We start from the raw sequence: 12665 nt of genomic DNA, 5'->3' as shown, positions 1-12665 counted from the left end.
TGGTATGGAAGATATTGAAAAAGAACGCTTTGAAGCATCTGAATTAATCAAAAAACGTTATCCCCCCATAGAACCGTTTAATTCGGGGATGCTAGATGTCGGTGATGGTCACTGCATCTATTGGGAAGAGGTTGGTAACCCAGAAGGGGGGCCGGTAATATACCTTCACGGTGGACCGGGTAGTGGTTGTGGGCCTGGTTCTCGGCGTTATTTCGACCCTAAAGCATATCGCGCGGTACTGTTCGATCAGCGAGGTTGTGGGCGTAGTGTTCCACTTGTTTCTGAGCCTAACGCGGATCTGAGAGTGAATACGACCGATCACCTCGTGGCTGATATTGAAGCACTGCGCGAGTATCTCAAGATTGATAAATGGGTTGTCGTTGGTGGTTCCTGGGGAGTGACGCTTGGCCTTGTCTATGCACAACGTTATCCTAATCGAGTCATCGCGATGGTCTTAGGGTCGGTAACAATGGGGACGCGTCGTGAAATAGATTGGATCACAAAGGATATGGGACGAATCTTTCCACGTGAGTGGGAGCGTTTTTGTTCGTTCTTACCTGAGGCGGAAAGAGAAGGTGATTTATGTGCTGCATACGCAAGACTCTTAGCCGATTCAAACCCTGTTATCTATCAACAGGCTGCTCTTGAGTGGTGCCGATGGGAGGATACGCATGTTTCACTCATGCCTGGCTGGGAACCCTCATTACGCTATTGTGATCCCCAATTTAGTCTTATTTTTTCTCGGCTAGTTACGCACTACTGGAGCCGAGGTTGCTTTTTGGCCGATGGTGAATTGATGGCTGGAATGTCCCGATTAGCGGACATACCTGCGGTTTTAATCCATGGTCGGTGGGATATATCTGGACCGATGGATGTTGCCTTGAATTTACATCGCGCTTGGCCGAAAAGTGACTTATGGATACTGGAAGGGGCTGGCCACGGTGGCATGGGATTTTCTGAAGCGATGACGGCTGCTCTAGATAGGTTTCGAACCCTCTTTTAGTCTAAATGTCACGCTAACTATCAGTTAGTTATGTAGCGCTATTCCGTAGGAGATAAAATGCAAAAACCGAGAGTTAGCGCATTATTGGTAAATCAAAAACATTCTGAAATTCTGCTCATAAAACGTATTAAAGATGGTCGAATTTATTGGGTTTTTCCCGGAGGTGGAGTCGAGTCAAATGAGTCACTTACGCAAGCTATAGTTCGCGAAGTTTTCGAAGAAACCTCTTTGGAAATAAGTAATCAAGAAGCCATTTTTTCAGTCGTAAATCGTGGGCGAAAGGAGCATTTCTTTCTTGTTAATGTGCCTTTTTTTACACCTAAATTATCACGGCAAAGCCCAGAATTTGAGGCTCAAAATTGCTCTAATCGATATGAACTAACTTGGGTAAAACTGAATGACTTAAGCCAGCTAGATCTCGTTCCTGTTGAGGCTCAAATTATAGTAATTTCTTTGGTAACTGAAGCCCGAATCTAACAAACAAGGAAAAGTTTACACTGAAGAAACAGTTGAGAGCTTAAAAGTTGTTTAAATAGAGATAACTAAATGCTGCATTGGCTTAGCGCATTGCTGAACTAACTGGATAGAAAGGAAAGCACTCAACAATAATGAAAATATTTTCAATATCGACATTGGTAATTCAATTTATTTTAATCTGCTGGTCTAAATACTATGGATTTTTAGCCGATGATAAAATACATAATTTGAAGATAATAAACGACAATGATGTAGTAGAAGTGGCAGAACTTTTTCAGCACTATAATCATTTGGAAAATAATATGGCCTATGCTGCAGGTGCTGTTTGGTTAATGGTTATTATCGTCATTAATGTTAAAAAAGTTGCTAATACTCGATATTCTCAATTAACTATTTATTCACCCATTGTGTTGAGTTTGATATTGGAATTTTTTTAATTATGCAATTTGCTGTGTCGTTCATGCCAAATAGGCATTATCAGAGATTTGGTAAAGTCGAATAGCAGAACTCTATTCTATAATAAAGAAAGCCCTTAGGTGCTAGCGCGCATCTAAGGGCTTTTTTGATGCCAATATGTTTATACTCAAGCGCGGATATAGGCCCATCCTTGAGATTGTTTATGGGCGAGGTATTGCACTGCGGCATCAACAACTTTGGCTTCTGCTTGAGCAGCGAGTTCTTGCGCTTTTAAGCTGTTACCACACAACACTAAACGGGAGACAATGTCAGAGTCGGTAATTGTTACTGCAGTTTTAGCCGCAGGGCCATTAACGATGATCTCGACTTGGGCATCGTTTTCGAGCTTAAGCAAATTACGAGCATTATTTTGTGCACGTTTGAGAGCGTCTTCAGTGGGCGCGTGAATCAGCAATTGAGTTGCTGCCATAATATTTTTCCTTCTATATATCTGAGTACTAGAGAGCCTGCGCAATCTGGTGTGCTAGTTGCTGTAGTTCGTCGGAGCCTCGACGACGAGGGCGTGGTAAATCAATGTGTTGATCAAGTGCTATTGTCGCAGGCGAGCCAGCAAGCACGATCACGCGATCGGCGAGGTAAATGGCTTCTTCAATATCGTGAGTAATAAACATAACCGTTTCATGCATTTGCTCGCAAATGCTGAGTAACTGATCTTGTAAATGGTGACGCGTAATGGCATCAACAGCGCTAAAGGGTTCATCCATTAATAATAAATGTGGATGAACAGCAAGTGCACGAGCTATACCGCCGCGTTGAACTTGGCCGCCCGAAAGTTGATGTGGCCAGCGATCTGCGAGATCGTCTAAGCGTGCCAGTTTTATTACCTCATCAACGCGTTGCTGTTTTTGTTCTTTGGTGAGTTTTAAGCCTTGTAAACCATAGGCGATGTTGCTGCGTAATGTGCGCCAAGGCATTAAACGACCATCTTGAAATACGAGCCCACGAGAGCGTCTTGTTTCGTTTTCTTCAACATTTAAAGCAATATTACCACCGCTCGATTCCGTTAACCCAGCAACACAGCGTAGCAATGTGGATTTGCCAACACCGGATCCACCAACAACGGCAACGAACTCACCCTCTTCGATCTTTAAATCTAAATTGGCAAAGACAGGCTTAGGATTGTCGCCATAGTGATAGCTAAGACCTTCGATATTTAGAATTGACGCCATTTAAGAACTCGCTTTTCAATTAGACCAAATAGTGTATCGCTCAGTGTGTAAACTAGAGAAATGATCAACATATAAACCACAACGACTTCGTATGCGCCGACACCTGCAGCGGAATTCATTTCCTGTCCCATTCCGGGTACACCCAGAAGTTCGGCAGCAATGAGTGTCATCCAAGCTTGGCCAATGCCTGTGCGAATACCAGAAAAAATGCCGACAGCCGCTCCCGGTAACGTGACTTGTAATGCTTGACGCAAATATCCGTTTTGACCAAATGAACGAGCAAGCTCGTAAAAACGAGAGTCTACGTTACTCACGGCAGAGTAGGTGGCAAAATAATTGACCCAAAACACGCCAATCGCAATAACAAACGCGGCACCTGCATGGCTAACTTGAAACCACGCTATGGCAAATACCACCCAAGCTAACGGTGGAATAGGGCGAAGTATACGCGCTAACCAAGCGTGCAAGGCATCAATCAGTGCTGAAGATGCTGCGAGAGCGCCAATTAAGAAGCCAAGAAATGTACCAATCGCTAGGCCCCAACCGTAATGGATAAGACTTGAGGTAATCGCTGGCAGTAACCGCCCGGATGTCCATTCATCAGCAAGTGCTTGAGGAAGAGTAAAAGGATCTGGAATGGTACCGCTCGGTGCCCAGTTTGAAGCTTGGGCATATTTCCACACTAATACGAAGCCGATGACGCCCAACAGCCCTAAAAAAGCACGCCCCCAGCGGGAGCGAGTCAATAGTTGCAACATTACGAGGTGTTACTCCTGGTTTAATTCGTTATAGAAGTGATTATCGAATAGGGAATTTAGGTCTACATTTACTTTTAAAGTGCCTTGTTTCGCCTGAAAGTCACGCATCGTATGAGTTCCCTCTATGATCGCATTAGGATCGGCTTGAAATTCATCATGAGAATTTTTGATTGCGTTTAACACGATACGAGAAGGCAGGCGACCACCACCCACATATTTTCCAACCGCTTTAGCCGCAGTTTCTGGATCGTTGCGTAGTTCGTTAGTGGCAGCAATATGAGCTTTAACCAACGTCTTAACTAACTCGGGATCGGATTGAATCAGTTTTTCACGTACGACCAACACAGCCCCTGGTTGGTTAGGGAACATTTGAGACCCTGATGCCACGACTTTAGCGTCAGACTTTCTGTCTTTCACAATGCTAACCACAGGTTCCAAAATGGCGGCACCGTCAACGGCACCAGTCATTAGGGATTGTTGAACCTGAGCTGTGCCTTGATAAATGATGCGAATATTGTCTGCAATCTGTTGGTCTGTCATACCCAATTGATGATGTAGCCAATATTGTAATACTGTCTCTGGAACAGACCCAACTGGAAAGGTTGAGATTACGGCTTTGTGTCCATTATCTGCTTTAAAACGCGCAAATGCCGTTTTCGTATCACCGTTATCAAAGTAAGGCGCGAGCTTACCCAGTGCAACCATGCTAACTTGCTCAACAATATTCGAGGCGACAACCTTTATATCGGCACCTTTAGCACGAGCAACCATCGCTGGACCGATGCCCAAATACGCAACATCCAATTGACCGGATAGCAGCGCTTGTACGATAGCAGGGCCGTTTTGAAATTTGAATAACTGAGGATCTTTAATCCCTGCTTTTTCTAAAGTGCCATTTTGTAATACAACAAAGGCTTGAGACACTGGAATAATCGGCATGTAACCAATTTCGATTGATTTATCTGCTGCAGTTGCTAGGTGACTCCAACCCAACACCAAAGTCACTAAAAGAGCTGACCAACGACGCATGATAGCAATTCCTACTAAGTTAATTGTGCGAACTAAATGCTATATAAGAAAACACAAATTAAAACGAATTGCTTAGATCGTTTAGTACTATGCTAGATCGGCCATAAAGAGACGAAAAGAGATTATTCAAAAGCTCTCGTAACAAGCATGAACGTATGTTTCTGAGTTATCAAATAATTGTATAACGTTAGAGATAGAATTGTTTAATTAATTTAGATAGTTATGTATTAGCGAGTGAGGTTGTAAACCCATGTCATAACAAAGCCCGCACGACAAAGATTAAGTCATAATATGTAATGAGATGAGTAAGCGCGATGTTGGTTAATATGGGGAAATTTATGGCGATAAAAAAGGTAGATACATAAATATCTACCTTGGTTCGTTACGTGTGATTACGCGTTAGTGATGAGCATCCGTCACGATTTGACCTTTACCATTGGTAAGGTAAATGCCGACATTTTCCATCATCCCTTGATCTTCATGGTCGAGAATATGGCAATGCAGGACAAATTCACCAATATAGCGTTCATAACGCGTTCTCATGGTAATAAGGTAGCCTTGACGAACAAAGATGGTGTCGCGCCATACTCCTTTATACCCATAGTATTGGCTTTTTGGATCGCCGGTCACTTCTTTACCATGCTCATCTTGAATTGATACGATCTGGAACGGATTGACGTGAATATGGAAAGGGTGGCCTTCATACACAGAACCTAATTTCCATTCTTGAGCTTTACCTAACGGTAGTTTGCGATCGACCACATCGGCAGCATAGGCTTTCCCGTTGACAATACCATAAGGTGCAATCACGGTATTGCCATCCTTATCTGGTGTAATTTCACCAGTGTCTAAATCTCTATGGTATGTCGTTGTATTAAGATCTAAGTTACCAATATGAAAAGCATTTCCTCCACTTGAACGAAGGATATTGAACCCTAATGTTTGTTCTTGTTGCCCTCTGACTTCAGAATCTGAAACGTCTTTGTGTGGCACAAATGCAGTCAACATTAAGCCATTTTTAATATCGTCAACAACGTGGGTACGTACCTTTTCTTGGGAGTATTTTTGAGCACCAGTCAGAAGCGTTGAACATATCGTTTCATTTTGCTTCGCCAATACTTTTTTATCTGACTTACTTAATTTAGTGTTAGAAACTTGAATGGCATTTGGAGCCATTTGACACTTATCATTGGTTGGTAGTGGTTGGGTTTGTTGAATAGCCTTATTTACATCAATTAATGCCAAAATTTGGTCGCTTGATTTTTCTTTGTTGATTGTGTCAAGGCCATTGGTGTGAGTATCGACCATGCAGTAGAGGCCTTTTTCTGGGAAGGTCATTAACACATCTTCACGGTAGCCGGGCTGAAATACCGTTTTATATTGCGTTGATACTTGTTTTCTAGTTAAGCCATCGCTAGCAATAATATATTGGTTTAGTGGGGCGCCTGAACAATATTTCTCAACGATTTCGTTTTTCTCGTCAGCATTTTTTGCCTTGTTGAACTCTTTATAAACCTTACTTAAATTCAGATTATTCAGTTTGGCTTTTTTGAACTGTAAACCGATGGTATCGCGCACCCCTGCGTGAATAAAACGCCATCTTTCCACATCGCCGACAGCAATGTCTTTAATGGTGGGTAGCACGGTACCATTGATTGACGTGTAGCGTTTGGAGTTTTGCCAAGTTCCTGGGCCAAATTGGTCATATTTCTCTATTTGACCAACTTGTCCTGGCTTGCATTTCCATTGGCCATTGGCGTCTGTTTCGATATTTCCTTCTTGATTACGACAGGCATAAGCGATTTGCTCAAACATCAATACACGTTCTTTAAGTGGCGTTTCATTACTATCCGTCAGTAACGTATCGATATCCCCAGCTTTTAACGTATTGTTTTCGAACCTTGGTACACGATCACCGTGAATGATGAGTGGGCCGCTCATCCCACTAGAGACTTGAAGTGCCGTAGAGCCATGCAAATGTGGGTGGTACCAAAACGTCCCCGCAGGGTGATCAAACGGAATATTATATTCGTATTCAAAGCTTGCTCCGGGATCAATTTTTAGCAGCACGTTGTCACTATTTCCTGTAGGACTTATCCAAAGTCCATGTGTGTGCATATTGGTGCCATTAAAGCAGTGCGGATCGTCAACTCCACCTGTGTGAGAATAGCAGCTTTCATCATCTGGGAGATTATTGTCGAGGGTTAAACGGAAGGTTTCACCGGGCCAAAGATCCACTTTAGGTCCAACGAATGGGGTTTTTTCGTTCGATTTACTGCCAACAAGAGAACGTAGTTTAACGGTGTCAGGGAGATTTGTTAGCGGGTTATATAATTGGGATTCATTGTATTGCACACTTAAATTGTAATAGATTTGATGACCTGGCCCTCTGTTTTCTGGATGTTTGTATGTTTTGCTTTGAAACGCACCAGTTGAAGCTGAGGACAAGGGTTCACCACTTGGATCGGTCATAATCGCTTGAACGGGGCTTTTTATAGTGCGTGTTGTATCTTGAGTATTTTGAGAAAAGGCGCAACTTGATAGAAGGGGAAGGCCAATCAGCATGATCGCTTGAGAGGGGCGCCATAGTTTTTTTTTATCAGTCACTTTGCATGATTCCTTTTATAGCAAAGATAAAGAAAGTGACACATCGGTTCGTTGTGATGGTCACTGTACCTGCGGAACAATCACTGGAAGTGATTGTATTGCCATACTGTTGCTTTAATTTGTGAAAAGAGTGCACCTCCGTTTTTATGGGCTATATTGCATAAAGTGTAGGTGGGTGCTTGGTAATCATTACAAATAATATGGGTATTTTTACAAAGGGACACTTTATGTACCCATGGCGCTATGCATCCAGTTATTTAGTTGATAATATCTTACTGATTTATAGCGTATTATTTATCATTTATTCATATAGCTTGGGAATAATCATGGATGACAAAAATATCCCGTTTCAGACCATAGATTGGTCGCAAATTCCATGTACAGAGCATGCGGGGGAAAGTGGTATTGCTTACTGGCAAACGATGCAATTTGATGGTTTACGTGTGCGTATTGTGGAATACAGTGCCGGTTATGTTGCCGATCATTGGTGTCAAAAAGGGCATATTGTTTATTGTCTAGAAGGGGAAGTGACCAATGAGCAAGAAAATGGCGATTCTTCGGTATTAATACCAGGGATGTCTTATATTGTTTCTGATGAGTTGAGCTCTCACCGTTCTGTGACGCAAACAGGCGTTAAGCTACTGATTATTGATGGTGATTTTTTACAGTTGAAATAGATACTTTTGGCTATTCACTCGAAAACTGGCAAAGGAATTCCCAAAGATAACAGCGTTGATGGTTGTGTCTGGGATGCCGCAGAAAATTTCGGGTCGTTTTGATTACGCAGAAATTTGAAACACCCGTCGTAGCAAACCATACTTCAATAATAAAATATTTGAAATATGGTGTGGTATTGTGTTTAAAAAATCAAAGGCGGCAGAACCTCTCCCTAATCCTTGCGTAAAAAATTGCGCTATGGATGGTTCTAAAATCTGTGTTGGATGCCATCGTACCATTGATGAAATATTGCAATGGCATGATTCTAGCCCTGCTGAGCAGCAAGAGATATTGCTTCGGGCACAAGCTCGGAAAAAACAGCCATCTTAATGAACGTTCCTTAATGAACGAGCGAATCGCTTTTATTCGGTCTCTTACCCTTTATACCTAAATAGCCTCAGAATATGGGATTGAGCTCTTAATCCAAGAATTCTATTTAAGCCTAATCATCGAATAAGTCATTATTTTCTTTCCACGTGATTGGATACGTTTTTGTCGCATCCATAGTACTTTATTCGCTAACACCACTATTAATTGGGTGGGTTATTGCGTTTCATGATGAAAAATTGACGTAATTCTTTCCATGTGATGGCGTGTAAACAACCATAATTGTGACAATTTTATGAAGTAAATAAGAAAGGTTACATTAGAGGTCCAACATGAAAAAAGAAATGACATCACTCAAGCTATTAAGCATTGTCGTGTTAGGAACTATCATGCTGCCTACCGCTAGCTTGGCAGCGGTGTATAACGACTCTGATGAATCTGTGTATGTGAAACCCGAGCACAGTAACGATCCCGTTGAAGTAAAAAAAGGTCATGAATACAAAGGCCCTCAAGATGGTGTCGCTTCCAAAGGTAAGGTCTACAAAAATATTGATGGTAGCGATGTAAAAGTGGATAAAAAAGGCGATGTGAAAGTTATTCAAAAAAATCCCGTACGTTTGCTTGCTGAGGAAGTTCGTGGTGGCAATTTAGACAAAAGCCCTGATCCGACTTGGGATCCCGTATTTAACAAAGCGAAACAGCAAAAGGAAGATGAACAAGCAAAGGCGAAAGCAACGATAGATGAAGAGAAAATTGAAGGCCAATCACTGACGAAAGCCGATATTAAGTGACTGAAAGTAAAGATTATGGTGCCATTCTTGTGAGCTAAAAATACGGTTGCACTGCTTCTTAGTGATATACTGCATTGAATTTGCAGTGATATTGAAACTTGCTTTGGAGTCGCTATGCCTGACCTTAAACCAAACGCCACTTTACACGATTTCCAGCAGTACGTTGCTGAGTTAGAAGTTGAACGTGGATTTTCTGATCAAAATGCACAAAACAAATGCTTATTGATGGGAGAAGAGGTCGGTGAACTGTTTAAAGCGGTTCGGAGAGCGGAAGGGATTGCCGTTGACCCTCAGTCAAAAATTGCAGATATTGGCGATGAACTGGCGGATATTTTCATCTACCTTTGTGCGATAGCTAACCGATATGATATTGATTTAGCGGAGGCTTTTGACGCTAAAGAAAAGATCAATAAAACACGGACGTGGCGATGAATAATCCTTGGTTAGAGATACCTGCTGTTGACTACGAAGGTCATATGCAGATTACTTGAATGTGAGTGGTTGCGCTGCGATTGCCATGGAGCGCGACTAAGACTGAGAACGTTTTACGAAACATTTGGTTTCAAGCTGGTGGATCGACAAACATTATTAGGATTTGATGTTGCTCGATACCAACTAAGCCTATAACAATCCCCCTTACAAATTACTTATTATGTGCATTACATTACACCCAATACCTGCTAACCAGCGGGTTATTTTAGAGAATCTTTTTACTTATTATGTGTACGATATGTCGGAGTTCATGGGATGGGATCCTAGTGAACTAGGCTGTTACACGTTTAATGCGCTGACCCTCGATCCTTATTGGCAAGATGCTGATTATTTTCCTTATTTTATTTATGTGGATGAAAAAATCGCAGGGTTTGCGTTGATTCGATATTACCCTATCGACCGATCTAAACTCGATGTTGAACAGTTTTTTGTACTGAGAAAATATAAAAGGCTAGGGATTGGTATGAAAGCGTTAGCACAGGTTTTGAAATTGCATCCGGGCGAATGGCAAATTCGAGTGTTGAAAGAGAATACGTTAGCGCTAAGGTTTTGGATGGCCGCAGTACATGCAGTAGTGGGAGATGAATTCGCTTTAACCAGTGAGATAGATATTGATTTAGAGATGGATTTTATACGTTTTAGCTATGAATAGGATAACAAAGGGATGAGTTAACCCAAATGTTATACCCAAGTAACCTCAAGATGCTGTTTCAGCGAGAATGTATTCGCTCTTAGGCAAGGCACTGATTTGAAGACATAGTCATTCTACGTAGAAAATCAGTAACACAGCCTAGGAGCGAATAAAACTCGCCCTTTGGGAGCTCATCAACAAACCTATTTCTACGCCCAATCACGTTAAAAGGGAATGACCATTCCTGCCGTGATTGAGCTTGACCTAGGCTCGTTGATGAAGCTCTGAATCCTGCATTTTGAGGTCATTTGGGTATATGTTGATTATGGCGTATATCGTTGTAAGACAAACGGCACTGATTCAATAAAAAAAGCCAGCATTCATTGAATGCTGGCTTTTAAGATACAGTGGCCACTTTATTTCGCGTGGCTCACGAGTAAATTATGCTTTCACTACTGGAGTCGGTTTTAGCACTGAATAAATAACGGCAGTGACAACCGTACCCACTACGATAGACAGTAGGTATAAACCAGCTTGAGAGATTGCACCTGGAATCGCGAGTACAAATAAACCACCGTGAGGTGCCATCAATTTGATACCAAACAACATTGATAGGGCACCTGTGATTGCACCACCAATCATACATGATGGGATTACGCGGATAGGATCTTTCGCTGCGAATGGGATTGCACCTTCTGAGATGAAGCACAAGCCAAGTACAAATGCAGCTTTACCACCTTCACGTTCACTTGCTTCGAATTTCTTACGAGCAATAAAGGTTGCAAGGCCCATTGCTAGCGGTGGAACCATACCTGCAGCCATGATAGCCGCCATTGGTAAATATTGGCTAGACGCTAATAGACCCACACCGAACGTGTAAGCGGCTTTGTTGATAGGGCCACCCAAGTCGAAACACATCATTGCACCAAGGATAATACCAAGCAATACAGCGTTCGCATCACCCATCGTATTGAGGAAGTTAGTCATGGCGGTCATGATTTCGGCTACCGGAGTACCGATAACATAAATCATGATGAGGCCAGTGATTAAACTCGCAACAAATGGAATGATAAGGATAGGTTTTAGCGCTTCCATCGATTGAGGAAGTTTGACGTAATCAGCCAACGCTTTCGCTGCATAACCAGCAATGAAACCGGCAATGATACCACCAAGGAAGCCGGAACCTAATGAGCTTGCTAACATACCACCAATCAGGCCAGGAGCAAGTCCGGGACGGTCCGCGATAGAAAATGCAATGTAACCAGCAAGAACTGGAATCATCAATGCGAAAGCTGAACCGCCACCGATTTTCATCAATGCAGCAGGTAGAGTGCCTTCTTGTTCAAACGCTTTAATACCAAATACGAAAGAAAGCGCGATGATCAAACCACCGGCGACCACAACAGGAAGCATGTGTGATACGCCAGTCATTAGGTGTTTATAAACGCCTTTTTTCTCTTCTTTCGCTGGCTCTGAACTATCGCCGCCAGCTTGTGAGTAGACTAAGGTACTCGCGAGTGCGTTATTGATTTCTTGCTCTGTTTTCTTCAGTGCAGCACCAGTGCTGGTTTTGTAAAGTTTTTTCCCAACAAAACGATCCAGTGGTACGTCGATGTCACAAGCGATAATAACAACGTCTGCCGCTTTGATTTCTTCGGCAGTTAATTGGTTTTTCGCACCAACAGAACCACGAGTTTCAACTTTGATTTCGTGACCAAGACGTTTTGCTTCATCTTCAAGTGCTTCTGCAGCCATGAATGTGTGAGCAACACCCGTTGGACAGGCAGTAATCGCAACGATTTTCTTCGTTTCAGACGTTGTTGCAGCTTCAGCAACCGAGGAAGAAGCCCCTTGGTCTGCAGTTAACTCCGTTGCTTGTTCTGCTGCTTGTTTCAGATAAGCTGAGGCATCAGTAGTGCATGCTGAGATATCACTCTGATACACCTTTTTACCAACAAAACGTGATGTATCAACGGGAGCGTTAGCTGCAATAACGATGAGATCCGCTGCGGCGATATCCTCTGCAGTCAGTGTGTTTTGTGTCAGTACGGTTGAATGACACTCTACTTTAGCGGTCCAGTTTAGCGACTTGGCTGCTTGCTCAAGCAAACCGGCCGCTATGATGCTATTTGCAACGCCGCTTGGGCATGCGGTGATAATGGCAATATTCATAGTTAAGACCTTTTG

General features: G+C 42.6%; 14 protein-coding genes. 8 read left to right on the top strand and 6 right to left on the bottom strand.

The annotated features are described in order from the left end of the window. Window positions 1-4: 4 nt before the first annotated feature. The 3 genes from pip (at window position 5) to I1A42_RS19660 (ending at window position 1917) form a co-directional block, all read left to right on the top strand. A complete protein-coding gene (gene pip, locus I1A42_RS19670; RefSeq protein ID WP_196124585.1) occupies window positions 5-1003 on the top strand; it encodes a prolyl aminopeptidase in 999 nt (332 codons plus the stop codon). A 57-nt stretch (window positions 1004-1060) separates the two neighbouring features. Continuing rightward, window positions 1061-1480 (top strand): NUDIX domain-containing protein, encoded by a 420-nt coding sequence (locus I1A42_RS19665; protein ID WP_196124583.1) that lies wholly within the window; start codon window positions 1061-1063, stop codon window positions 1478-1480. Between the two features lie 131 nt (window positions 1481-1611). Next, window positions 1612-1917 (top strand): hypothetical protein, encoded by a 306-nt coding sequence (locus tag I1A42_RS19660; protein WP_196124581.1) that lies wholly within the window; start codon window positions 1612-1614, stop codon window positions 1915-1917. 146 nt (window positions 1918-2063) lie between these two features. Here the strand turns inward: I1A42_RS19660 and I1A42_RS19655 are convergent, their stop codons facing one another. The 5 genes from I1A42_RS19655 to I1A42_RS19635 form a co-directional block, all read right to left on the bottom strand. Then, window positions 2064-2366 (bottom strand): DsrE family protein, encoded by a 303-nt coding sequence (locus tag I1A42_RS19655; protein ID WP_196124579.1) that lies wholly within the window; start codon window positions 2364-2366, stop codon window positions 2064-2066. A gap of 28 nt (window positions 2367-2394) precedes the next feature. Then, the gene (locus I1A42_RS19650; RefSeq protein WP_196124577.1) at window positions 2395-3126 is read right to left on the bottom strand and encodes an ABC transporter ATP-binding protein; all 732 of its coding nucleotides are present in this window, start codon (window positions 3124-3126) and stop codon (window positions 2395-2397) included. After that, on the bottom strand, window positions 3111-3884 hold the full coding sequence (locus I1A42_RS19645) for an ABC transporter permease (RefSeq protein WP_196124575.1): 774 nt from the start codon (window positions 3882-3884) through the stop codon (window positions 3111-3113). The genes I1A42_RS19650 and I1A42_RS19645 overlap by 16 nt, the downstream gene beginning before the upstream one ends. A gap of 9 nt (window positions 3885-3893) precedes the next feature. Continuing rightward, window positions 3894-4913 (bottom strand): ABC transporter substrate-binding protein, encoded by a 1020-nt coding sequence (locus I1A42_RS19640; protein WP_161155907.1) that lies wholly within the window; start codon window positions 4911-4913, stop codon window positions 3894-3896. Between the two features lie 399 nt (window positions 4914-5312). Continuing rightward, window positions 5313-7520, bottom strand: a complete 2208-nt coding sequence (locus tag I1A42_RS19635; RefSeq protein WP_329604850.1) for a multicopper oxidase family protein — start codon at window positions 7518-7520, stop codon at window positions 5313-5315. A 326-nt stretch (window positions 7521-7846) separates the two neighbouring features. Here I1A42_RS19635 and I1A42_RS19630 point away from each other — a divergent pair, with 326 nt between their 5' ends. The 5 genes from I1A42_RS19630 to I1A42_RS19610 all read left to right on the top strand — a co-directional run bounded on the left by I1A42_RS19630 (window position 7847) and on the right by I1A42_RS19610 (window position 10499). Next, window positions 7847-8197 (top strand): DHCW motif cupin fold protein, encoded by a 351-nt coding sequence (locus I1A42_RS19630; protein WP_196124574.1) that lies wholly within the window; start codon window positions 7847-7849, stop codon window positions 8195-8197. A 178-nt stretch (window positions 8198-8375) separates the two neighbouring features. Next, window positions 8376-8567 (top strand): DUF1289 domain-containing protein, encoded by a 192-nt coding sequence (locus tag I1A42_RS19625; protein WP_329604849.1) that lies wholly within the window; start codon window positions 8376-8378, stop codon window positions 8565-8567. Between the two features lie 329 nt (window positions 8568-8896). Next, window positions 8897-9355: a hypothetical protein gene (locus tag I1A42_RS19620; protein WP_196124573.1), complete on the top strand. Its 459-nt coding sequence runs from the start codon at window positions 8897-8899 to the stop codon at window positions 9353-9355. A gap of 114 nt (window positions 9356-9469) precedes the next feature. Next, the gene (locus I1A42_RS19615) at window positions 9470-9787 is read left to right on the top strand and encodes a MazG nucleotide pyrophosphohydrolase domain-containing protein (protein WP_196124572.1); all 318 of its coding nucleotides are present in this window, start codon (window positions 9470-9472) and stop codon (window positions 9785-9787) included. 298 nt (window positions 9788-10085) lie between these two features. Next, window positions 10086-10499, top strand: coding sequence for a GNAT family N-acetyltransferase (locus tag I1A42_RS19610; protein WP_230389668.1), 414 nt, complete (start codon window positions 10086-10088; stop codon window positions 10497-10499). A gap of 420 nt (window positions 10500-10919) precedes the next feature. Here the strand turns inward: I1A42_RS19610 and fruA are convergent, their stop codons facing one another. Next, entirely contained in the window at window positions 10920-12650 is a 1731-nt protein-coding gene (gene fruA / locus I1A42_RS19605; RefSeq protein ID WP_196124570.1) for a PTS fructose transporter subunit IIBC, read from the bottom strand. Window positions 12651-12665: the final 15 nt, after the last annotated feature.

The sequence above is a fragment of the Vibrio nitrifigilis genome (assembly GCF_015686695.1).
In the GTDB taxonomy this organism is placed as follows: domain Bacteria; phylum Pseudomonadota; class Gammaproteobacteria; order Enterobacterales; family Vibrionaceae; genus Vibrio; species Vibrio nitrifigilis.
This window is presented reverse-complemented; position numbering and strand designations above follow the sequence as displayed.

Coding starts and splice junctions, on each gene's coding strand:
- pip (WP_196124585.1), top strand. CDS start 5: ATGGAAGATATTGAAAAAGAACGCTTTGAAGCATCTGAATTAATCAAA.
- I1A42_RS19665 (WP_196124583.1), top strand. CDS start 1,061: ATGCAAAAACCGAGAGTTAGCGCATTATTGGTAAATCAAAAACATTCT.
- I1A42_RS19660 (WP_196124581.1), top strand. CDS start 1,612: ATGAAAATATTTTCAATATCGACATTGGTAATTCAATTTATTTTAATC.
- I1A42_RS19655 (WP_196124579.1), bottom strand. CDS start 2,366: ATGGCAGCAACTCAATTGCTGATTCACGCGCCCACTGAAGACGCTCTC.
- I1A42_RS19650 (WP_196124577.1), bottom strand. CDS start 3,126: ATGGCGTCAATTCTAAATATCGAAGGTCTTAGCTATCACTATGGCGAC.
- I1A42_RS19645 (WP_196124575.1), bottom strand. CDS start 3,884: ATGTTGCAACTATTGACTCGCTCCCGCTGGGGGCGTGCTTTTTTAGGG.
- I1A42_RS19640 (WP_161155907.1), bottom strand. CDS start 4,913: ATGCGTCGTTGGTCAGCTCTTTTAGTGACTTTGGTGTTGGGTTGGAGT.
- I1A42_RS19630 (WP_196124574.1), top strand. CDS start 7,847: ATGGATGACAAAAATATCCCGTTTCAGACCATAGATTGGTCGCAAATT.
- I1A42_RS19620 (WP_196124573.1), top strand. CDS start 8,897: ATGAAAAAAGAAATGACATCACTCAAGCTATTAAGCATTGTCGTGTTA.
- I1A42_RS19615 (WP_196124572.1), top strand. CDS start 9,470: ATGCCTGACCTTAAACCAAACGCCACTTTACACGATTTCCAGCAGTAC.
- I1A42_RS19610 (WP_230389668.1), top strand. CDS start 10,086: ATGTCGGAGTTCATGGGATGGGATCCTAGTGAACTAGGCTGTTACACG.
- fruA (WP_196124570.1), bottom strand. CDS start 12,650: ATGAATATTGCCATTATCACCGCATGCCCAAGCGGCGTTGCAAATAGC.